The sequence below is a fragment of the Sphingobacterium sp. GW821-FHT03E03 genome (assembly GCF_059420745.1).
Genome location: NZ_JBWKUH010000012.1, coordinates 97,835 through 121,122 on the forward strand (window position 1 = coordinate 97,835; position 23,288 = coordinate 121,122).

Genomic DNA, 23,288 nt, shown 5'->3' on the forward strand with positions numbered 1-23,288 from the left:
AAGTAAAATCTACAATGAGCTTATTATCACACGAAATTACTATTGCTAACGAGCTATCCATAAGCGAAAAACAGGTTCGCACGACAATCCAACTATTAGAAGAGGGCGCTACTGTTCCATTTATCTCCCGTTACCGGAAAGAAATGACAGGAAGTCTGGATGAGGTCCAGATTACAAATATCAGAGATCGTTCCCAACAACTGAAGGATCTGGATAAACGTAAAGAAGCTGTTTTAAAATCCATCAATGATCAGGGCAAATTGACACCTGAACTTGAACAACAGGTCATGACAGCCGAGACGATGGCGAATCTGGAAGACATCTACCTGCCTTACAAACCCAAACGTAAAACAAGAGCTAGCGTCGCTCGAGAAAAAGGATTGCAGCCTTTGGCAGATCTTCTTTTAGCGCAGGACAAAACAGATTATCTGGAACTTGCAAGTTCGTTAATAGATGCAGAAAAAGGAGTAAACAATAGCGACGAAGCACTAGCCGGAGCAAGAGACATCATTGCTGAAATCATTGCCGAAGACGCGACAGTACGATCCAAATCAAGAGCGATATTCCTAGAAAAGGCTGAATTCGTGTCCAGAGTGATTCCGGGAAAAGAAGAAGCCGCTATTAAATACAAAGATTATTACGAGTGGTCCGAATCGCTAAAAGACGCCCCATCGCACCGCGTTTTGGCGATGCGTCGCGGTGAAAAAGAAGAATTACTTTATCTGGATATCGACATCAATGAAGAAAATATCCTTCCGACCATTGAATCACTTTATGTCAAGGCTTCCAACGATGCTGCTGCACAAGTGAAATTGGCATTAACAGATAGCTATAAGCGATTATTGAAACCTTCTATGGAAACAGAAATCCGTGTATTGACCCGTCAAAAAGCGGATGAGGAGGCTATCAAAGTTTTTGCGGACAATGTTCGTCAATTACTTTTAGCAGCACCATTGGGACAAAAAAGATTACTTGCAATAGACCCCGGTTTCCGAACTGGATGTAAAACTGTTGTATTGGACGAGCAAGGCCAGCTGAAAGAAAATACGGCAATTTTCCCACATAATGGGGCAAATGGACTTGCCGAAGCACAAAAAACGATTACATATTTAGTCTCAAAACACGATATTCAGGCCATTGCGATTGGCAATGGAACGGCAGGTCGTGAAACTGAAGACTTTATAAAAAAATTAGGCCTCAACAACGTGACTATCGTTATGGTCAATGAAAGTGGCGCTTCGATCTATTCTGCATCAGAAACAGCACGCGAAGAGTTTCCGGATCACGATATCACCGTACGTGGTGCAGTATCGATCGGAAGAAGATTAATGGACCCATTGGCCGAGTTAGTTAAAATTGACCCAAAATCAATTGGTGTTGGCCAATATCAACATGATGTAGACCAAAACAAGTTACAAACATCGTTGGATGATACCGTCATCAGCTGTGTAAATGCGGTAGGTGTAGAACTGAATACCGCCTCAAAACAGATACTATCATACGTCTCTGGGTTAGGACCATCTCTAGCGCAGCAGATCATTAAATATAGAAATGAAAACGGCCCATTTTCCTCACGCCGAGAATTGAAAAAAGTACCTCGACTTGGAGACAAAGCATATGAACAAGCTGCAGGTTTCCTTCGGATAAGACATGCTGCCAATCCATTGGATTCCTCTGCTGTACACCCCGAGCGTTATGCATTGGTCGAGCAAATGGCAAAAGATCTGGGTAAAAAAGTAGAAGATTTACTCAAAGATGCTGAATTAAGAAAATCCATCCCGTTAAAAAATTATATCTCTGCGGAAGTAGGCCTACCAACTTTAAATGATATTCTTAATGAACTAGCCAAACCTGGTCTTGACCCAAGGGAAAAGTTCGAAGCCTTTTCATTCACTGAAGGTGTCAATAGCATTGGCGATTTACGTATTGGAATGAAACTTCCCGGTATTGTGACCAACATAACCAACTTTGGCGCTTTTGTTGATATTGGTGTACATCAAGATGGCTTAGTACACCTGAGCCAACTGTCCAACCGTTATATCTCCGACCCACATGAGGTGGTCAAAGTACAACAACATGTTACAGTCACGGTTACAGAGGTGGATGAGAAACGTAACCGCATCGCTTTATCTATGAAAACAGATGAAAAACCTGTTCTTCCAAAGAATAAGAGAAATGAGGGCAAAAGACAGCCAGAACCGGAAACAGATATGGCAAGTAAACTTGCTGCATTAGCTAGTAAATTCAAATAAATCATATTATACCGTTAAAAAAGCTGATTCTTTAATAAAGAATCAGCTTTTTTTATTAGTCTACAATCCTCAGTATACTATTCAACATTTTTATTTTGTATCTTTAAAAGACAACATGCTTTGATTTGTTATGAGAAACTGTATTTTACTATTGTGCTTATCGCTTGTAGCTGTACATTTCCAAGCTAAGGCACAACTCGCTGATGGCGCATATATTTCCACGGCAGGCACTACCAAAAACCTAATTTTGATCAAGGATCACTACCTCTCTTTCATACAGTATGATGATACCAATAAGCATTTTGGTTCTACTTGGGGTGGCGCAATCCGACAGCAAGACGACGGGATCAGTGTAGTTATCGAATATGATACGAAAGATAGTACTGATATCGGAAAATCAACCAGTTTGTATGTTAAAAACGAAAAAGGTGCCATCCAGATAAAGTTGCCTGATTCCAACAAGATTTTTGTCAAGCAGAAAACCATCACCCAAGATTTAGATGCTTTGTGGAGAATTACGGGTAGACAACAAGATGCAAAGATGCACGAAATCCCAAAAGCAGATCGCAAAACAATAAAGATTCTGGTCGACGGTTACTTCCAATGGATTGCCATTAATCCGGCCCAAAAAGGATTTTATGGAACCGGTGGCGGACGCTACAGTTACAAAAACAATCGTTACACTGAGACAATACAATTCTTTTCAAGAGACAATAATAAGGTGGGGCAAGAACTCAATTTTAACGGGAAGCTGGAAGATAACAAATGGCATCACAGTGGAAAAAGCTCAAAAGGTGATGATATTTATGAAATCTGGAGCAAAGAATTAACAAAATGACAATAGAAGAATTTCAATTATTAGATCATCCAATTCATAACTGGTCCGCTGTACAAAAATCGTTGTGGTATGACAAAAAGGGTGATTGGAAAACCGCACACGATCTCATCGATCAGTTAGATGGTGTTGAAGCAGCTCACGTACATGCTTATCTTCACCGTAAGGAAGGGGATCCCTGGAATGCCCGCTATTGGTATAATCGAGCTCGACAGACTGTATATACAGGCAGTCTAGATGCCGAATGGAACGAATTGTTTCGATTATATTTCTAACCAATCTAACCATCCTTGTTTTTTTATTAAACAGGGATTTATTTTTTAGTCCGAAGTTCTTCCCGCTCTTATAAACCCTTCTTTCTAAAATACTCCAATTCTGTTTGACATGAATTTTATTTGCAGCTGGTTTACGGAGGTAAACCAAAATATTCTATTAATTATCACAAAACAACAAAGTATAGTATATTCATATTGCCAGGACAAATTGAAGACGCTATTTGAGTAACAAAAATAACACAAAAGAAAAATAGCAGTAGACCTGAACGCAAAATGGCATGAATATTGAATATAATTTTCTATACTTCAAAAAGTATACTTTTCATAAATTTAGGTTAATAATTGGTTAGGTTAAACACCTGAGGTTCCCCACTTCAGGTGTTTTTTTTTATCTCCTACCGATGAACACATCAACTAAATAAAGGCTATATTTATTCCTGAATCAATAAACCAAACATCTTTTTTTTATTATGAAGTTCAGATTTATCACTATGGGACTAGTTTTACTGGGAATGTATAGTCAGGCCCTTGCGCAAAATAAGCCCAATGTGGTTATCATCATATCAGATGATCACGCTTATCAAACCATTGGGGCCTATGGTTCAAAGTATGGAAAAACGCCGCAAATTGATCGTATTGCTTCCGAAGGTGCGATTTTCAACCATGCATACGTCAACAATTCCATTTGCGGTCCTTCCCGCGCGACTTTATTAACCGGAAAATACAGCCATAAAAATGGTTTCAAGGACAATGAAACCTCTGAATTTGATTTCAATCAGGATTTATTCGTCAAACAGCTGCAACAAGTGGGATATCAAACGGCTTGGGTAGGTAAAATACACTTAGGTGATAAATTACAGGGTTTTAATTACTATGATATATTAGTGGGACAGGGCACTTATTTTAATCCAGATTTCATCAGTAAAGAAGGACGGAGGAATACGGAGGGATATGTATCGGATATCGTCACCGATAAGGCTATAAACTGGTTGGACAACCTGGATAAAAAAGATCCATTTTGTTTAGTCATCGGTCATAAAGCAACCCATCGAACATGGATGCCCGACCCGAAGGATTTCGGCAGTTATGACAGTATCAGATTTGATATACCGCCAACTTTCTATGACAACTATGACAGTCGCGACGCAGCCAAGCTACAAGAAATGTCAATCGACAAGGATATGAAGATGGGCTATGACCTCAAAATGTTCAACTCATTAGAAGAAATGATGAATGATGGTAATTTCAAGCGAATGAACCAAGATCAGAAAAACAAGTATATCGCCTATTATCGACCAATTTATGAACAGTTAAAGCAATCCAATCTGAGTCAAAAAGATCTTGCAAAGTGGAAATATAACAGGTATATGATTGATTACCTCAATACCGCTCAATCTATGGATCGCAATATAGGTAGAGTACTAGACTACCTGGACCAGAGATCTCTCCGCCAAAATACCATCGTGATCTATCTTTCAGATCAGGGATTCTATATGGGCGAACACGGTTGGTTTGACAAACGATGGATGTACGAAGAGTCATTCCGGACACCGATGTTAATGCGTTATCCCCCAATGATTAAACCTGCGACAAAAATCGAAGCAAAATTGGTGAATGCTGATATCGCTCCCACCCTACTCGAGTTGGCGGCGATCAAAACGCCTGTTGACATGCAGGGAAAATCCTTTGTTCATGTCCTAAAAAACACAAAAGAAGAGCATCGCAAAGATCTATATTATCATTATTTTGAAAATGGAGAGCATGCCGTAAGTCCTCATTTTGGCGTTAGGGACGACCGTTATAAACTTATCCGTTATTATAAGCGGGTCGAAAGCTGGGAGCTTTTCGATCTTGAAAAAGATCCGAATGAGCTTCGAAATGTTTATAAGGATCCAAGCTATCAGCGCGTAGTCACTAAGATGAAACAAAAACTCATCGCGCAAATCCGGCAATTTGATGATGATGAAGCCGAAACAATTTATAAAGTAAACATTGACCGTTAAACAAAAACAGGGTATCCATAAACGAGATACCCTGTTTCATTTCATACCTTCATCCTATTTTTGTTAATCCGCAAGGAAATTCCCTATTCAACTATATTGTTGTATGGATTTCCCATAGCCTTCACCTTATAAACACGTTTACAGCAACAATAAGGTACCGGCTAAATATTAACTTATGTTCCCATAGCGATACTTCATTCATACTTTATGAATACTTAATCTTATACTATATCTATACGACTAAGGTGCTTTACTGGTATTCCATTTGTATTATAAGCGCAATTTCAATAAGTTATTTTATGACAAAGATATCCGCTCAGCATTCCATCGATAAAAACGGTAGTCCTATCTAGCCAATAAGATTATCATGGGGCATTCTGACATCATAATTACAAAAAAATAAAAAATAAAGTATAGTTATTAGGTAGATTTTATATATTTGCATTAACATTTTTTAACACATGAAAATCAGTGCAATACATATACCTGTAAAACGAATGCTTCTAGGAGATGTTTTCCAGTTCGATTCAAACGATCTCCTATAACCACAAACAAAAAAATCCACTCATTATCATTAAATTAATATGGCAAAAAACAACATAGATTTTGTCGTACTGGCAGCGCTTTGCTTAAGCACGGGCACGCTATACGCTCAATCTACCATAAAAGGAAAAGTAGTCGACAACAACAACGCCCCTATTCAAGGTGCAACGATTACAGAAACAATAAGCAAAAAACAGGTGCAAACGGATGCAAATGGCCTATTCGAATTACCATCAAGTGGTAATTCCATCAGTATCCAGGTTCAATATATTGGTTTTGATTCCAAAACTGTCCAAACCAATCCAGCCGGACTCACAACAATCCAGCTTTCACCAGCGAGTTCCCAATTGGATGAAGTGGTTATAACAGCACTAGGCATTTCTAGAGAGAAAAAATCCCTAGGTTATGCTGTACAGGAGGTAAAATCCACCGAATTGCAAACCCGTCCAACCAACGCCCTAAGTGCACTTTCAGGGAAAGTTGCAGGACTTCAGGTAACCAGTTCAGGTGGCAATATGGGTGGTTCGACACATGTTGTATTACGCGGCATTAATTCAATTGCAGGAAACAATCAACCGCTTTATGTTGTTGATGGCACACCTATCGACAATACTGACTTCAATTCATCAGCTACAATCAACGGAAGCGCTGGTAAGGATATTGGAAACATGATACAGGACCTTAATCCGGATGACATTGAAAACATCTCTGTTTTAAAAGGAGCGACAGCGGCAGCATTGTATGGCTCCAGAGCAGCAAATGGGGTTATCATGATTACGACCAAGCGTGCTTCAAAAGGTGAAAAAGTAGAAATTTCTTTGAATACAGGGATCGATTTCGAAAATATTGTCCGTCTTCCAAAAAGACAGCATCTCTACGGTCAGGGTTATTCGACCAACTTTCAGACGCAGAATATCGCCGGTACCGATTATAAGATCGTAGACTATGCCTCCGATGAGAGCTGGGGGCCAAAATTGGATGGCACACCAGTTTTACAATGGTACAACCTCAATCCCGAAGATGAGGCAAATTACCTAAAGCCCTCACCATGGCTCTATCCAAAAAATGATGTTAATTATTTCTTCCGAACCGGAGTTGCCAACACCAATAATTTCGCAATTGCTGGAAATAGCGGAAATACCAATTATCGTTTTTCTTATACAAACAAGAATGTAACAGGCACAACTCCGAATTCAAACTTACATCGCAATGCATTTAATTTTTCGGGCGGTACACAATTAGGAAAACTAAAAATCAATTCGACATTTAATTATATCCGCAATTCTTCATTAGGGCGCCCCTGGACTGGCGCTTCCAACAGAAATATTATCCTTGAGGCATTTCAATGGGGAGCTGTACAGGTTGATTATAAGATACTGGAGAACTATAAACGGGCTGATGGAACGCCCTTGGCCTGGAACCGGACGGGCTGGCAGAATAACCCAACAGGTGAAGCTACACGTTTTATCGACAATCCTTATTGGTCAGCCTACGAATCGTATATGGAAGATAACAGAGATCGGTTTTATGGTAATATCGGAGCAGAATATGATGTCAATAGCTGGTTAACACTCGGAGCCAAAGTTCACGCCGACATCTATTCCTTACAGGCACAGGATCGCATTGCTGTATATTCACGCAGCGCTTCGCAGTACGAAGAAACAAACAACAAGCTCAATGAATATAATTACGAGTTTATTGCAACAGCCAAAAAAAATTGGGATAAATTTTCACTCATTGCTTTCGCCGGAGGTAATATCAGAGATAAGAAATCGCAAAACAATTATGCGATTACACAAGGCGGACTAATTATCCCTAATTACTATAACCTCAAAAATGCAAGTGCGATTAAAGTCGATAATTTCAGTTATCATAAACGGATCGCATCGGTTTTCGGTAGTGTGTCGTTGGGCTATAATGACCTGCTTTATATTGATGCCACCATTCGAAACGACTGGTCTTCTACTCTTCCTACTTCTAACTGGTCCTATGTTTATCCATCCGTGGCAGGAAGCTTTCTATTCAGCAATTTAGCAGCTTTCAAAAACTTATCCTGGTTAAGCTTTGGTAAACTGCGATTAGGCTGGTCCGATGTTGGAAATGATACAGATCCTTACCAGCTGGCTAAGGCTTATAACCCGGATCAGCCTTTTGAAGGTAATCCTTCCTATACATTACCACCTATCAAACCAAACAACAACCTGCTTCCAGAACGAACAAGTTCATGGGAAACTGGTATCAACCTTCAGTTATTCAAAAACCGATTAGGCCTGGATCTGACCTATTATAATAACAACTCAAGAAACCAAATTCTGGCTGTACCAGTATCGTCTTCTTTTGGATACGAAGGCAAATGGCTTAATGCGGGTAGAATCAACAATAAAGGCATTGAAATTGTGCTTAACGGCACACCAATCAAACAAGAAAACTTTTCTTGGGATGCAACAATCAATTGGGCGAAGAACAAAAACAAAGTGGTCAAATTAGACGATCAAGTAAATACATTAAGCTTAAGCAGTTCACTGGTCCAATTGGTCGCACGTGAAGGGGAATCGTATGGACAATTTCTTGGAAATGATTTTGTGTATGCACCGGATGGACAACGTGTACTAGAAAAAGATACGCAAGATAAAGATGGTAAATTAATTAAGAATAGCACCTATATGAAGACCTCTCAATTGGTTCCTCTGGGATCTATTCTGCCTGATTTCACCTTTGGTATCCAAAACAGCTTCCGGTATAAAAACTTCGCCCTCGGCTTTTTGGTCTCCGGTCGTGTAGGTGGAAAATTCTTCTCCCAAACATATAAAGTCGGCATGTATTCCGGTATTCTGGACAAAACAGCGGCCAATAACATCCGTGAAACAGGTATTGTACTCGATGGTGTCAAAGGAGATGTTACCTTTCATAGTGACGGAACTTACGATGTCAAAAATATTACGTCAAATACAACCAACATTGATGCCCAGCAGTGGGCGCGCAATGAATACAATGGGCCTACAACCTTTTCCATTTTCGATGCGACATACGTCAAACTCAGAGAAGTCACATTAGGCTATAATTTCAAACTAGCCAATGTCAAAGTCATTAAGAATATCGGCGTTAGTGTCTATGGCCGGAATCTTTGGAATATCTATACCAAAAGTAAATACATTGACCCCGAATTCACTTCGAGTGGTGGTAATGTACAAGGCATCGAAGGCGGTGCTATTCCGTTGCCTGTTACTTATGGTTTTAATGTGAATCTAAAATTCTAAAAAATGAAATTATTAAATATACTATATACAGGAGCGATCGGCATCTCACTTTTTGCGTCTTCGTGTTCCAAAGCTAAATTTGCTGAGATTAATACCGATCCCAATCGTCCGGCTTCGGTACCAACACCCACGCTATTGGTTACTGCGGAGAAGCAGTTGGTCAATGCCTTACGGAGTGAAGAGATTAGTCTTCGGGGGGCGCAATTATTCGCCCAATATTTCAGTCAGAATATTTATACTGACCAATCCCGCTACAGAATAGATCAGAGTTATTCGGATAATTACTGGACAGCAACATACAAATCGTTGAATAACCTGAATGATATTATCAAACTTAATACAGATGAAAGCACCAAAGCAATCGCCACAGCAGGGACAGCCGGCACCAATGCCAATCAAATTGCCATTGTAAGAATTCTCAAGTCTTATGCTTTTCAGTCATTGACCGATGTCTTTGGCAATATTCCCTATGAGTCTTATGGCAATAAAGATCCTGATTTCGAAGCTTTACAGCAGGATCCGGACAATCTTACACCCAAATATGCGAGTCAGGAAAAAATCTATAAGGATATTCTCAACGAACTTCAACAGGCAGCGGATACCCTGCTCAAATATTCATCGGATAAAACCTTCGGCAGCGCCGATATTATCTATAGGGGGTCTAATGCAAACTGGGCAAAATTTGCCAATTCCCTCCGCTTGCGGGTAGCCAATCGTATTAAGATCAAAGATGCCGCTTTAGCTACAGCACATATTGCAGATGCACTGGCAAAAGGAGTTTTTACGTCCAATAGTGACAACGCTGTATTTAAATATTCGAAAACCTCACCCAACGAAGCGCCTCTATTCCGCGCCACTGTGACGGCTAATCGGAAAGATTTCGCGATCTCCGATGTGCTTATTAAAACCCTTCAAGGTACGCGTGGTCCCTTTAAAATTGCAGATCCAAGGTTAGCTAAATTTGCCAAGCCAACAGCCGCAGATGGGAAATTTATAGGCCAGCCCTACGGCCTGCCTTTAGCTGCCGGAAATCTGTTTCCGGTCGATAAAATATCGTTGCCAAGTGACCTGATCAATGCGGCAGATTATAGCGAAGTTCTTATGGAATACGCAGAAGTAGCATTTATCCAAGCCGAAAATAGCAACTGGGATCAAATCAATTACGAAAAAGGCACTAAAGCCTCATTGGAAAAATGGGGTGTCCCACAAGACGATATCACAGCTTATGTAAGCAAACTTCCCGCCGCGAACAAAGAGCACGTGCTTACTCAGAAATACCTGGCACTTTTCAATCAAGGTGTCGAAGCGTGGTCAGAGATCAGAAGAACGGGATATCCATTATTCCTGACAAAAGCAGGCGACGTACTTTGGACCGGGACTATTAATGGTGAAACTGTCACCTATTATTTTACACCAGAAGTGGGAAAAGAAATACCCAGTCGTTTTGTTTACCCTTTAAAGGAACAAAGTACAAATAAATCAAATTATCAAGCAGCCCTTGCACAACAAGGAGATGATGTGATCAACACCAAAATATGGTGGAATAAATAAAAAAGTATTTTACAACTGATTAAAGCACCTGAAGTTTAAGATTTCAGGTGTTTTTTTTTCCAATTATTTCATAACTTCGTAAATACCATTAAGAAAAAATGCCATGGATGATCAAATATTAGACAAAATCGACCAACTGAGTGAAGAGGGAAATGCTTATTGTGATGAAGAGAACTTTCGCGAAGCAATTAGGGTTTGGACTGAGGCGCTCAATTTAATCCCTAGTCCACAAAATGTCCACGCTGAAAGTCTTTGGCTGGAAGCCTCCATTGGGGATGCTTATTTCTTAGAGGACGACTTCGACAACGCACTTCCACACTTTGAAAATGCCAAAGGCAATATCATCGAGAATGCCTATGAAAATCCATTTATCATGCTGCGATTAGGACAGTGTTATCTGGAAACAGCCAATACAGAGTCTGCACAAGAATACCTTCTTCGCGCCTATATGATGGAAGGAAAAGAGATTTTTGAAGAGGAATCACCAAACTATTTTAATTTTCTGGCTGATAACGTCGAATTGGATTAATCTATTGCATCTGCGACTTCCATGGGTAAATCAGATTCGAGAATAGATGCACCCTGGGCGAATATCGCCCTATATTTTTCCTTTCTTTCTTCTTTCTTTGTTAGCTTGTCATAAGTTGGCGCCGAAGAAATCATGCACATCACTCCTTTTTTATTAAAAAAGCGATACATTTCTGCATTGGATTCTTTTAACTCAGGACCTATATAGACAATCATTCGATCATAGGGCAATCCCGAAGCCTTAAATTTAGCTAAGGCTTCCTGATCTTTGATATGCATAGACATATACTGATCTGGATTTTGTGTTAAATAGTAGGCTGCCTGCTCAACGTTATGTACGGTTACCCAAACCCAGCTATATGCATTATGCTTTCGCAATATAGCTGCGGTCGCTGACAGCGGTAAATCTTTCTTATCAAGATTTAAAATGGTTTTCCCTTTTGCCCATTCAATCACTTCATCCAGGGTATTTATAGGATATTCGGTGACATTTCCAGCATGGTCTTTCAGACGAAGTTTACGCAATTCAGCCCAAGTATAATCCGATACCCGACCAACCCCATTTGTCACACGCTCCAAGTTTACATCATGGAGTAATACCGCAACGCTATCTTTCGTATAGCGTGGATCTATTTCAAAAATTGCTGGAGTTTTACATAACACAGCCTCAAATGCCACAATAGAATTTTCAGGAAGACCATCTTCTATAGTCCCGCGGTGACCGCTGATGATTTTCTTTCCCTCAGCATACTTAAAGTATGCGCGCATGGCTTCCACAGATTCAAACTTTAGCTTCTGGTTGCTTTGAGCTAAAACTTTCGTGTATAATAAACTAGATAAAAATAATAATAGAAATACAGAAATCGTTTTCAACCGTATATCATTGTGATCTGAAGCAGCCATCTACCTATTTAATTATGGAAATATGAATTGCTAAAATAGGCATCCTATATCAATAAATCGTAAACAAAATATGTACTCAAAATAAAGAAAATAAAACGAGTAGCTTAACAACATCGAATAGATTTTCTGCTACAGCCCCTATACGATGGCAAAACATTCCTCTATTCCTTAATATTCATGGTGATCAAGAAAGCCCCCTCCAAATTGTATTCCTATTTATAGTTGGTGATTTTTTGAATGAGACAACCGCTATATGAGCATATTAAGCGAAAAAAATAGCAGTTTTTTAGATGAAGAAAAATTAAATATTCTATATTTGCATCAATTTATATTTGATCTAAATAAACTACCATGAAGAATAGAACACGATATATGATGTTCGCAGCAGGGAGCATTGTCCTTCTCGGGACTCAGTTACATGCACAAGAGTTATCTCTCCTCGTTAAAAATGCAGAAAATCAACCCGTGGCTCAAGCTAATATCAGGCTCAATGGGAAAAACATTGGTTACTCAAATCAGCAGGGGCAATTTTATCTCGCTAAAGTACCGACGAATAGCCCACTTCAATTTCGTATTTCCTATACCGGTTACTCAGCCCTTGAAAAAAAAGTGAGTTTAGATACAGTTAGCGGTCCTATCCTATTTCAGTTAAATGCGACACAGACTTTAGACGAGATTATTATTACCGCCGGTCGTAAAGCCGAAAGTATCTCTACAGTGCCTTCGTCAGTATCCATTTTAACAACAAAAGAGATCGAAGCACAAAGCCAGATCAGCACTAATCTTTCAACCATACTTGGCAATACAATTCCAGGACTGGGTACGGCTACCAACAAAGCAACCAATTCAGGTCAGACTTTACGCGGGCGATCTGTACTGGTTTTAATAGATGGGATCCCACAATCCACACCATTAATGAATGGACAGCGCGATCTACGCACCATCGATCCCAGTGTCATTGAACGTGTGGAAGTTATTAAAGGAGCAACCTCCATCTATGGAAATGGCTCAGCTGGCGGGATTATCAACTACATCACGCGCAATCCAGCAAAAGATTCAGCTCCTATCCAAGGAATTACCAGCCTGAGAACAACCTTCAATCCTATAAACAGTGGCGGAACCTTGGGCTATCGTGCCGCCCAAACATTGTACGGCCGAAAAAATAAGTGGGATTACACCGTCAGCGGATCGGCAGATTATGTCGGTCTTCAGCGCGATGGCGATGGAACGGCGCTCGGTCAGACAGATGGTCTTTCAAATACCTATCAATACAATGCATTCCTCAAACTTGGCTACACCATCGATAATAGTTCCAATCTATCCGCTGTATATAATTTTTATCGAAGCAACCAGCACAACAGATACATCAGCCAAACGGGTGTGTATGGACAATCCCCAACTATCGGTATAAAAGGAGATGATCCTGGCAAACCTGCCGGCACGCCTTACAACCACAATGCGATGCTGACTTATACGAAAAATAATCTTTTTGCCTCCACTTCTCTCGTTGCATCGGCTTATTACAACACCTTTCGATCCATGAATCGTTATGTTGAAAAAGCATCGGCATGGTATGGTCCTGGTCAAACACAGATCAACTCTGAGAAAAAAGGATTGCGTATCAATCTCAACACGCCTTTTCAAGTATTTGGCTCTAACGCGGATGTCACTTATGGAATTGATCTCCTAAATGATGTCACGGATCAAAACCTAACGGATGGTAGAGTCTATATTCCTTATATGAATATGCTCAACGTGGCACCTTATGCACAAGTAAAGATTGATTTCCTAGAAAATCTAATTTTCAAAGGTGGGGTCCGTTATGAAAATGCAACCGTCAAAATAAAAGATTTCAACACCATTGCTACGGGCCCGGACAATGCGGGTAGCATCGCTGTTAAAGGCGGCGAAATACCGTATAAAGGAGCTACGTTCAATGCCGGTCTCCGTTATAATAAATATTCGTTCTTTAACCCTTTCATAAGCTTTTCACAGGGTTTTGCCATCAATGAACTTGGCCGAATTGTCCGCAGGGCAACCGACAACGATCTAGATAGTCTAAAAACAGATCCCATCATTACCAATAACTACGAAATCGGGTTTTCCAGCAACTACAGTATTTTCCAATTATCTGCTTCCTACTATTATAGTACTTCAAAAATGGGCGTGGAACTTGTAGACATTGGTGGTTATCTGATGCCACAACGACTTCCTGAGGATGTCTATGGATATGAAGTAGCCCTAAGTGCAACCATCAGCCCCCAACTGACTGTGGGTGGAACTTATGCTTATGTTGAAGGAAAATCGAAAAAAGAAGACGGCACGAAATCCTACCTCAATGGCTCACGTATCGCTCCAATCAAAGCAACTGGATATGTCTATTATACACCGATCAAGCCATTAACCTTCCAATTATTTTGGGTACATACCGGCGCGCGCGATCGTTTCATGCCTAACGAAAAAGGTATTTATAAAAATAGCGAGGGGCCTGTTAAACCAGTAGATCTTTTTAACTTGAATGGCAATTATCAGATCAACAAACAATGGTCATTGGGACTAGGCGTCGAAAATCTTTTCAATAAGAACTACTATCCGGTTGTAAGTCAATACCGTGCACTAAATGAGGAATATGTAAGAGGTCAGGGATTGATGGCTTCCTTTAATATCAATTACAAATTTTAGATGATCAAGTCGAGCATACTTTGGCTACATAAATGGCTCGGGATAATCACCGGTGTCATTGTACTCATTTTAAGTATAACAGGATGTATATATACCTTTCAGGATGAGCTCAAACTATGGGCTTATCCCGAAAAGTATTTTATAGCGCCCGTTGACAGCTCCTTAGATCCACTCCCTTTAAGCACCTTACTAAACAATGCGCAAAGTAACCTGGAAAACGGGCAGAAAATCTCTCGTGTAGACCTCTATCCAGCAAAAGATCGAACCTGGGTATTTCGTGCCATGAAAACAGATGAGACAGCCTTTGGCCATTGGAATTACTTTCGCTACTATAAAAGGGTATTCATCAATCCTTATACAGGTAAGGTGCAACACGTTGAAAACACAAAGACAGAATTTTTTCAACTGGTATTACAACTCCATCTCAATTTGTTGCTAGGAAAAAAATATGGTCATGCCTTAGTCAGTTGGTCTACGGCCCTATTTATTGTCATTCTATTGAGCGGAATCGTATTGTGGTGGCCAAAAAAATGGAAGGAAAAAAATCTCCGCAGGAGCTTTTGGATAGACACGAAGGTTAAATGGAAACGGTTAAATCACGATCTGCACAATGTTATTGGCTTCTATAGCCTTTTTATTGCACTGGCTTTTGCGATTACAGGTTTGGCATTTGCATTTCCGGGATTCAAAAAGACATATATCGCTACATTTAATCTTTTTCAACAGGAAGCGGCATCTACAGCTCTACCGGTCCCAACACAGATCCCCCTAGCTTACGAAAAATTTCAGGACAATGCACTCTACTATAGCCTCAAAAACTATCCGCAAGCCGAAATGCTTTCCATCCGACTGAAAAAAGAAACAGAGCAAGAAGTCGATATTCAAATCAGACGGTACGAAAAACGAAGTGGTGTCTTTAACTGGTTATATTTTGACAGAAAAGAGGCCAGTTTGAAGCAAATCAAAACCGGTGACAACTTGCGATTCGGAGATAAACTTGGCTCGCTCAATTATGATATCCACACAGGCAGCATCGGCGGCTTGGGAACAAAGATTATTGCTTTTATCGCCAGTCTTTTTTGTGCTTCCCTGCCAATCACAGGTTATATTATCTGGTTGAACAAAAGTAAGAAGACAAAGAAGAAGAAAGGTTATCAACATTATGTTAATAAGTACTGTTAATAACAGCATCTTTTATTCTAAACATATTATTAACACAGTTATTAACATAATGTGGAAAAGTATACTATCAGTAACTTCTATCAAGAACCTATCGGAGCAAATCAACTTTCCGAATAGATACGGATCCAGGAACTATGGAAAAAAGCAGTGCAAGGTTACTATATCAAAAGGCTATTTTAAAAGCATAAATACCAAAAAGCCGATACAGAGATGCATCGGCTTTTATATGAATAAGCAGCTTGCGCCTCCTACAAGTTTGGATTTCGATCAGTTTCCAAAAATGGGATCGAGAATAAATAATAAGGGCTATTTTCCACAAATTTGGTATCGTTAGGAAACTGGATAACACGATGTCCTTTGCCGGTCACTTTTTTGACGACCCCATCTTCGCCAACGACATCTACCATAATCGCATTTCCTTTAGCATCGACATACGCTTTCCGATCCACCTTTCCTTGTGTACGAATAATATCCGACAGCGCAAATCCCTCTCCCCAAAGCTCTTTTCTGCGCTCAATTAAAATCTCTGAAATCAACTTAGCATTATCATCTCCAACAAATAAAGCTGCATTCCGTGCTTTCCGCAATGTATTCAAGGCATTTATCGCTTTTTCTTTTTCTCCGGCCCGCGCATAGCCCTCTGCTTCGATCAAAAGCATCTCAGCTGAACGCATATATACGATATCACCGATCAAATTTGATTTAAATTTAAACTTCTTATAACGTAAAAAACCCTCTCTTCCCTTTAGACCATCCCACTCAAATAAACCTGAACGAATATCATCACGATCAAATAACTCCTTGAAATAGGGATCGGCCATAAAGCTATAATAATAAGATCCCGCAGAGGATACATCCAGATAATGGAATGTATAACTCGCTCCACTTTGTTCGTTCGTCTGTAAGTGTCCCCATATCCATTCCGAATTGCCAAGATCATTAAACCCTTCGTTATAGGCCGCAGCACTCATCAAGGGGTAATTTTGAGCTGCTTTGTCTGCATATTCAGCAGCAAGTTTCCACGCTCCGGTCTGCAGGTATGTCCGAGCTAACAGCCCGTTCACCACATCAATATTAATGTCATACTTCGCTTCTCGTTTAGCTGTTGCTAAAAGCGCTTCACTATCCTTCAAATCCTGCACGATAAGTTTATAGATTTCTTCTAGTGTGGCTTTCGGATGCCCCTGGGTCTCTAACGTACTGGGTTCAGTATAAATTGGAACTGATTTTGCATTTTTATCTTTTAAGTAGCTAAACTGATAAAAAGAAGCCAAATTAAGATAGGAAAAAGCCCGTAACACTTTGGCCTGTCCCTTCAAAACATTTTTAGCTTCCTGTGGTCCGGCAGCGCCATCGACTTTAGTGATCACATTATTCGCGTTATCGATCACCTTGTACAACAAGGTCCAAAAGAAGGACGAGCGCCCCGAACGGCTATTGCTCAATTCGGTGAATGCATACGCATCCCGATACCCATATTTTGTTGTCACAGCAACATCACTTCCCATGGCATCACTCGTTCGCATCACAGCAGTATATCCCGGATTGGCATAGGTGGAATATTGCTCATTCAGGTATCCCCAGGTTCCGTTGATCACCGTAGCAATGTTGTCTGTATTTTTATAAATCTCACCTGCCGGCACCGACGTTGTCGGAGACGTCTCCAAAGTATCTTTACAAGCAGTGTTCGCCAATGAAAGCGCCAATAATATATAAGCAATTTTTAGTTTCATGATTCTCATTTGATTTTCTTAACATTAACAATCCAATTGTTTTAAAAAGCGAGTTGGAGGCCACCTGAAACGGTACGCATTGCCGGATAGCGGAAATAAGTAGCTCCATTCACAGTTTGCTCCGGATCCATACCTTGATGACCATAAAAAGTCAATAAATTTTCGCCGGTGACAAAAACGCGTAATTTTTCGATACCAATTCTTTTGGTCAATACTGCTGGCAGACTATATCCCAAACTTACATTTTTAAGACGTGCATAGGTACCACTGTATAAAAAACGTGTAGATGCCGATGTCCAGCTCAAGTTGTCTGTTGTCAACTTCGGCACATCTGTCTGTGTATTTTCAGGTGTCCAACGCTCCAATATCTCCTTAGACCAAGCTCTGCCAGGATTGCTACCATTATGCATTACCTGGACATAATCGCTATCCAATACCTTCCCGCCTAAACTGAAACTAACAAATGCAGAAAGATCAAAATTTCTGTAGTTAAAACTGTTTTGAATACCTCCAGTCAAATCCGGTAGGGAACTTGAACCAATAACATTCCCGGCCTTTCCATATTCAGATGTTTTATTTTCGGTTCTCTGGCCATTGGCATCAGCCACATACCATTCCGGTAAGCCTGTTTTTTGATTCACCCCTGCCCATTCAGGAATATAGAAATCATACAAACTTCCACCGAAACGCATTAGCTTATTGCCTGTGCTGATCGATTTGTTATTATTAGGTAAAGACGTGATCTCGTTTTTGAAATGAGAAAAATTAACATCAAGATTCCACCTAAAATTATCATTACGTACAGGTATCGTATGGATGTCGACATCTATTCCTGTATTTTGCATTGCCCCTGCATTAGCACTGAATCCACTATAACCGGTAGAAGGCGCCATTGGCATGGTGAACAAAAGATCTTTACTCTTCCGAATATAATATTCGACATTTAGGGCAACTCTATTATTAAAAGCGGAAACATCAAGTCCGATATTCATATTCAGATTGGACTCCCATTGTAGACCCGGCGTCCCCAACCTACTGGTGTATGTCCCTCCCTTACCGTTGTTATTGGCAATAGCATAGAGTTCTTGATACTCATAATAAGTAGACAAATTATCGTTCCCCTGCCCACCGTAACTTGCTCTTAAAGTCAGTTGATCCAATATAGTCTTATCTTTCAAAAAGTCTTCCTGTGCTATTTTCCATGAACCACCAACAGACCAGAAGGTCCCCCAGCGGGTATTTTTAGAAAAACGAGCGGAACCGTCTGTCCGCAATGAAGCGGATAAATAATATTTACTATTGTAGTTATATTCCGCTCTTCCTAAAAAGCTCAATAACCTATATTCATCACTATACCCGGTAAAATCGTTTAACTGTGAGGCAGCAGCAGGCTCATAAAACCCGGGTAACACAAAGCGATTACGGCTTCCACTGATATTACTGCTATTAAAGGCATAGTATTCCTGCCCACCCAACACATTGATGTAATTCAGTCCGAACTGCTTCTCATAGGTCAATAGATTGTTCCAGGTCTGTGATACAGTACGAACATTTGAACGGGATACAGAACCACCTGTATTCACTCCATCGCCAAGCAATGGGTTTGTATAATCATGTGTATTCCCATTAATGTAATCAACACTATAAGTCGATTTCAATTTAAGATTACTGGTCAATAGAGCCTCTAGATAAGCCCTGGCTGAGAGGTTATCTCTGCGGATATCATTTTTATCCAATGGTAATGAAGCTGCTAGGTTATTTCGCGGAGTAGCACCACTTGGTCGATATTCGCCAAAATCATACACTTTATTACCATTGGCATCAAGCACAAAAGAGCCATCCGGGTTCCTTTCATAATACGGATAAAAGGATGGAACAAGTCGCGTAAAATTTATGATATTGGCAGTATTGCTATCTTCGGATTGCGGATATTTTTGTAACGTACTGCTACCACCGATATTTACCCCAACATTTAACCAGGATTTCACTTTGCTATCAAGATTTGCACGTAAATTGTAGCGTTTAAATCCCGATTCAATTGCAATCCCCTGATCATTAAGATACCCTCCAGAAATATAATAGGTACTTTTTGCTCCACCGCCGCTAAAGCCCAAGTCTGCCTGTGTTCGCACACCGGTACGCTGCAATACATCAGTCCAAGGATCATCCCAGAGGGTTTTTGCTCCCGCCACAAGCTTTCCATCCAACCCGACAGGTTGTGGAAATTGACTGCCGTAAGGATTGATATTTAAATCTTCCAATACGAATGCACTCGCATTTTTAGCAGCCTGCTCTGCGGTTCTTCCATTGGACAATTCCTTGTTGCGCACAGCTTCCCAATACAATTGAAAATATTCATCTGTTGTAACTTGATCATAATCTCGAACCGCTCGCGTTGAATATCCCTGTGTGAAATTAAGATTGATCTTGGTATCACTTGAGGCTGTACCAGATTTCGTTGTAATAATGATAACACCATTTGCTCCACGTGAACCATAAAGCGCGCTGGAAGCGGCGTCCTTTAATACCGATATCGATTGAATATCATTTGGATTCAATGAATTGATATCCCCCATATATGGGCTTCCATCCACGACAAACAAAGGTGCGCTAGAAGCATTAATAGATCCTATTCCTCTAATTCGTATACTAGCCCCTGTACCCGGTTGCCCCGAAGATGCCACCGATTGTAATCCCGGGACCTGTCCTTCTAATGCTTTTGTAATATTCGATACCTGTCTATTCTCAATTGCTTTGCTACTCACCGTACTCACCGACCCCGTGATGTTGGACCGTTTAGATGTACCATAAGCCACTACGACCACCTCTTCCAAATCGGTACTTGACGGCTTCAATGCCAAAGAGATTGTACTTCCCGTCGCTCTCAGTTGTTGCGATTCGTAGCCTATAAAAGAAAACTCCAGGAACGGGTCATCTTTACCTGTGATACTGATCGTAAACTCCCCGTTAGCGTTAGTCAGCGTCGATTTATTTTGATCAGATACCCGCACACTAACGCCAGGAAGTACCTGCCCGGTATTGGCATCGGTCACTTTCCCCTGAATGGAACGTTGCTGTGCATACAGTTTATTCATACTGGCACTAGACAGCGCTAATGCGACAATAGGAATGTATTTGAATGTTGAGTGCATATGAAGGATATTTAATAAATGAGTTAAGTATAATAAATATATAGAAAATAAATAAATTAAATGTAATTGTTTCACCAAAAAAGGTGGTAAAACCTAGTGTGTTTAAAAATCTACTAAATTGATAGATTTTATCAGATCGCAAATATAATACAATCTATACTAATTTACTATACATTTTTTGCAAAAAAAATAAATATCTTAAAATCAATACATTACAAAAAAAATGGTGGCAATAAGCTGATAGTAAGCAAGCTAACAGATTGTTATTGATCCAGCCAGCGCTGAAAATTTGGTGAACGCTCTTCGCTAACAATAACTTCAATTTCCTTTGGGGTTTGGGGAATTAGCTCCAATTTAATTCTATTCCGACTTATTTTTAACATAGACTGAATGGAATCAATACGAATAAGAAATTTCCGATTAATTTGAAAAAAAACGAATGGGTCTACCTGAGTCACCAAGTGGACAAGGCTATCTTCAATAATATAGGCTACACCTGACTCTTTTTCCACCGCATACAGTTCTTTATCTTCCGCCATAAAATAAGCAATATCAGCAATCGCCAAGGACTTTAAGAAGTTGCCATATTTTACCAGAAAGCGCTGCTTTAGACGCAACTCTGTTTTGGGCAAAAGCGGCTCGATACGTTTCATGGCTTGTGCCAACTCTTCGCTATCGAAAGGTTTTAACAGATAGGCATAACCTTGATTCTGGAAAGCTTCCAAGGCATATTGTTCGTAAGCCGTCGTAAAAATAAGTGGTACATCAATAGACACCTGCTTAAATATTTCGAAACTCAGTCCATCCATCAGATGGATATCCATAAAAATCAGGTCAAAATGATGTTTATTGATGGCCTTCACCGCTTCTTGAATCTCCTTTGCATTGGTAAAAGTCAATGTGCTATGCCCGTAGAGGTCTGTCAACATCTCCTTTAAGCCTACAAAAGCCCAATCTTCGTCTTCGACAATCAATATATTCCATCCCATGGGTTGAATGTAATAAAAAATCCATTTCCTAAGAAAGAAAATGGATTAATATATAAAGGATTAAAAAAAATTGACCTTATTTTAATAGATCTGGATTATTATTGATCGCTTCCTGTGGATAACGGATCACATACCGCGGATCGTTTTGCTGCAAAGTCATTGTTCTCCCAAAACTGCTGTGTGTTATGGCTGGTCTTGTCGTACGCTTTAAATCATACCAACGTAATCCCTCCAGCGCTAGTTCACGTTTGCGCTCAAGCAACACCGCATCCAGCAATTGTTCTTTGGACAAACTCGCGTCAGCTTTGGTTTCTTTGGCGTAAGCATCGACCGTAAACCTGTTTTTCTTTAGTGCGGTCAGATATTTTAAAGCTTCCGCTGTATTGCCCAGACGAGCATAACATTCAGCCACGGTCAGATAAAGATCTGCATTTCTGAAGCTCACGTTGAAACGGTTTTCTCCACCTTTAAGGGAAACATAGTCAGCACCCCTTTTTTGGAAGTAACGACCCTTTCTCAAATCACCTTCTGAATAAGACGATAATAAAGCGGGCGAAATAAATGAACTTGAACGTACTTCTGGAATGGATACTTTCTCCAGCGCCATAATCGTCTCTTCTGATTCAAAATCATTCGGCAACTTACTTCCTGTAGCGTTTAGGTCAACTAATTTATTATTTATCGCCAACGCTTTTTGAGCAGCTTCAGCTGCCGCTTGCCATTCACCACGATACAGATGAAGACGTGATTCCATCGCGTAAGCCCCACGTTTGCTAAAGCGGTAATTAGCTCCTTTGGCCTGATCGTCTACCGTAAGCAATGCCGTCCCCTTTTCCATATCTGATAACACCTGCGCATACGATTCACCTAGGGTTGCAGGAACAAACCGTTGTTCCAGATCAATTTTCGTGGACAACGGAACACCACGGAGCCCCACATTGCTTGCGGCATAGACCTCGCTATAGAGATTTAACAGTTCAAAATGTGCATAAGCGCGCATGAGATAGGCTTCCCCTTTAATCTGATCCACCGTTGCGTTGCTTGTCAATTTCTCATCGATGGTACTGATGATCTGATTGGTATAAAAAATACTCTTGTAAAAAGCCAGATAAGGATACGCGGTAGTTGTTGGATCGGGATTCTGGTCATTCCACAGGTAGATATCTTTGGTCCTCGCCGCATCGGTCGAACTTTCGTCCAGAAGTAATTCATCCGTACGTAAGGACAGATAAGATTTATGGGCAGGGAAACCAGTATAGCTGCTTGTCATTAAGCCTCTAAAATCACTTTCCGAATTCGGGATGACAGTACCTACAGGCTGTATATCTAAATATTTATTGCAGGATGTCAATGCACTAGCAGTCATGATCATTCCAAAATAAATTATTTTTCTCATGTTATAG

At 40.3% G+C, this 23,288-nt stretch carries 14 protein-coding genes; 9 read left to right on the plus strand and 5 right to left on the minus strand.

Features of this window, described 5'->3' with window-relative positions; genetic code table 11:
• Nucleotides 1-14: 14 nt before the first annotated feature.
• The 7 genes from AC07UV_RS14750 (at nt 15) to AC07UV_RS14780 (ending at nt 11,245) form a co-directional block, all read left to right on the plus strand.
• Complete coding sequence (locus AC07UV_RS14750) at nt 15-2,252, plus strand: Tex family protein (RefSeq protein WP_495184295.1); 2,238 nt, start codon at nt 15-17, stop codon at nt 2,250-2,252.
• A gap of 130 nt (nt 2,253-2,382) precedes the next feature.
• A complete protein-coding gene (locus AC07UV_RS14755; protein ID WP_495184296.1) occupies nt 2,383-3,090 on the plus strand; it encodes a hypothetical protein in 708 nt (235 codons plus the stop codon).
• Nucleotides 3,087-3,362, plus strand: a complete 276-nt coding sequence (locus AC07UV_RS14760) for a hypothetical protein (RefSeq protein ID WP_495184297.1) — start codon at nt 3,087-3,089, stop codon at nt 3,360-3,362. Before AC07UV_RS14755 ends, AC07UV_RS14760 begins: the two co-directional genes overlap by 4 nt.
• A 470-nt stretch (nt 3,363-3,832) precedes the next feature.
• Nucleotides 3,833-5,365, plus strand: coding sequence for a sulfatase family protein (locus AC07UV_RS14765; RefSeq protein WP_495184298.1), 1,533 nt, complete (start codon nt 3,833-3,835; stop codon nt 5,363-5,365).
• Nucleotides 5,366-5,949: 584 nt separating this feature from the next.
• A complete protein-coding gene (locus AC07UV_RS14770; RefSeq protein ID WP_495184299.1) occupies nt 5,950-9,165 on the plus strand; it encodes a SusC/RagA family TonB-linked outer membrane protein in 3,216 nt (1,071 codons plus the stop codon).
• A gap of 3 nt (nt 9,166-9,168) precedes the next feature.
• The gene (locus tag AC07UV_RS14775; protein ID WP_495184300.1) at nt 9,169-10,716 is read left to right on the plus strand and encodes a SusD/RagB family nutrient-binding outer membrane lipoprotein; all 1,548 of its coding nucleotides are present in this window, start codon (nt 9,169-9,171) and stop codon (nt 10,714-10,716) included.
• A gap of 103 nt (nt 10,717-10,819) precedes the next feature.
• Nucleotides 10,820-11,245 carry a hypothetical protein gene (locus AC07UV_RS14780; protein WP_495184301.1) on the plus strand — a complete coding sequence of 142 codons (426 nt, stop codon included), beginning with the start codon at nt 10,820-10,822 and terminating at the stop codon, nt 11,243-11,245.
• On the opposite strand, the gene AC07UV_RS14785 is transcribed toward AC07UV_RS14780, so the two are convergent.
• A complete protein-coding gene (locus AC07UV_RS14785; RefSeq protein WP_495184302.1) occupies nt 11,242-12,012 on the minus strand; it encodes a glycerophosphodiester phosphodiesterase family protein in 771 nt (256 codons plus the stop codon). The two genes, AC07UV_RS14780 and AC07UV_RS14785, sit on opposite strands and share 4 nt — an antisense overlap.
• 486 nt (nt 12,013-12,498) lie before the next feature.
• Here AC07UV_RS14785 and AC07UV_RS14790 point away from each other — a divergent pair, with 486 nt between their 5' ends.
• Nucleotides 12,499-14,829, plus strand: a complete 2,331-nt coding sequence (locus tag AC07UV_RS14790; RefSeq protein ID WP_495184303.1) for a TonB-dependent receptor — start codon at nt 12,499-12,501, stop codon at nt 14,827-14,829.
• A complete protein-coding gene (locus AC07UV_RS14795) occupies nt 14,830-16,011 on the plus strand; it encodes a PepSY-associated TM helix domain-containing protein (protein WP_495184304.1) in 1,182 nt (393 codons plus the stop codon). It abuts the gene before it with no gap.
• Nucleotides 16,012-16,259: 248 nt separating this feature from the next.
• Here AC07UV_RS14795 and AC07UV_RS14800 read toward each other — a convergent pair whose 3' ends face one another.
• The 4 genes from AC07UV_RS14800 to AC07UV_RS14815 form a co-directional block, all read right to left on the minus strand.
• Complete coding sequence (locus AC07UV_RS14800) at nt 16,260-17,744, minus strand: RagB/SusD family nutrient uptake outer membrane protein (RefSeq protein ID WP_495184305.1); 1,485 nt, start codon at nt 17,742-17,744, stop codon at nt 16,260-16,262.
• 41 nt (nt 17,745-17,785) lie between these two features.
• On the minus strand, nt 17,786-20,896 hold the full coding sequence (locus tag AC07UV_RS14805) for a SusC/RagA family TonB-linked outer membrane protein (RefSeq protein ID WP_495184306.1): 3,111 nt from the start codon (nt 20,894-20,896) through the stop codon (nt 17,786-17,788).
• A 263-nt stretch (nt 20,897-21,159) separates the two neighbouring features.
• Nucleotides 21,160-21,885, minus strand: coding sequence for a LytR/AlgR family response regulator transcription factor (locus AC07UV_RS14810; RefSeq protein ID WP_495184307.1), 726 nt, complete (start codon nt 21,883-21,885; stop codon nt 21,160-21,162).
• A gap of 76 nt (nt 21,886-21,961) precedes the next feature.
• Nucleotides 21,962-23,281, minus strand: a complete 1,320-nt coding sequence (locus AC07UV_RS14815; RefSeq protein WP_495184308.1) for a RagB/SusD family nutrient uptake outer membrane protein — start codon at nt 23,279-23,281, stop codon at nt 21,962-21,964.
• Nucleotides 23,282-23,288 lie beyond the last annotated feature (7 nt).

What these genes read in the sequence shown, in the direction of transcription:
- AC07UV_RS14750 (WP_495184295.1), top strand. Translation starts at nt 15, where the DNA reads ATGAGCTTATTATCACACGAAATTACTATTGCTAACGAGCTATCCATA.
- AC07UV_RS14755 (WP_495184296.1), top strand. Translation starts at nt 2,383, where the DNA reads ATGAGAAACTGTATTTTACTATTGTGCTTATCGCTTGTAGCTGTACAT.
- AC07UV_RS14760 (WP_495184297.1), top strand. Translation starts at nt 3,087, where the DNA reads ATGACAATAGAAGAATTTCAATTATTAGATCATCCAATTCATAACTGG.
- AC07UV_RS14765 (WP_495184298.1), top strand. Translation starts at nt 3,833, where the DNA reads ATGAAGTTCAGATTTATCACTATGGGACTAGTTTTACTGGGAATGTAT.
- AC07UV_RS14770 (WP_495184299.1), top strand. Translation starts at nt 5,950, where the DNA reads ATGGCAAAAAACAACATAGATTTTGTCGTACTGGCAGCGCTTTGCTTA.
- AC07UV_RS14775 (WP_495184300.1), top strand. Translation starts at nt 9,169, where the DNA reads ATGAAATTATTAAATATACTATATACAGGAGCGATCGGCATCTCACTT.
- AC07UV_RS14780 (WP_495184301.1), top strand. Translation starts at nt 10,820, where the DNA reads ATGGATGATCAAATATTAGACAAAATCGACCAACTGAGTGAAGAGGGA.
- AC07UV_RS14785 (WP_495184302.1), bottom strand. Translation starts at nt 12,012, where the DNA reads ATGCGCGCATACTTTAAGTATGCTGAGGGAAAGAAAATCATCAGCGGT.
- AC07UV_RS14790 (WP_495184303.1), top strand. Translation starts at nt 12,499, where the DNA reads ATGAAGAATAGAACACGATATATGATGTTCGCAGCAGGGAGCATTGTC.
- AC07UV_RS14795 (WP_495184304.1), top strand. Translation starts at nt 14,830, where the DNA reads ATGATCAAGTCGAGCATACTTTGGCTACATAAATGGCTCGGGATAATC.
- AC07UV_RS14800 (WP_495184305.1), bottom strand. Translation starts at nt 17,744, where the DNA reads ATGAAACTAAAAATTGCTTATATATTATTGGCGCTTTCATTGGCGAAC.
- AC07UV_RS14805 (WP_495184306.1), bottom strand. Translation starts at nt 20,896, where the DNA reads ATGCACTCAACATTCAAATACATTCCTATTGTCGCATTAGCGCTGTCT.
- AC07UV_RS14810 (WP_495184307.1), bottom strand. Translation starts at nt 21,885, where the DNA reads ATGGGATGGAATATATTGATTGTCGAAGACGAAGATTGGGCTTTTGTA.
- AC07UV_RS14815 (WP_495184308.1), bottom strand. Translation starts at nt 23,281, where the DNA reads ATGAGAAAAATAATTTATTTTGGAATGATCATGACTGCTAGTGCATTG.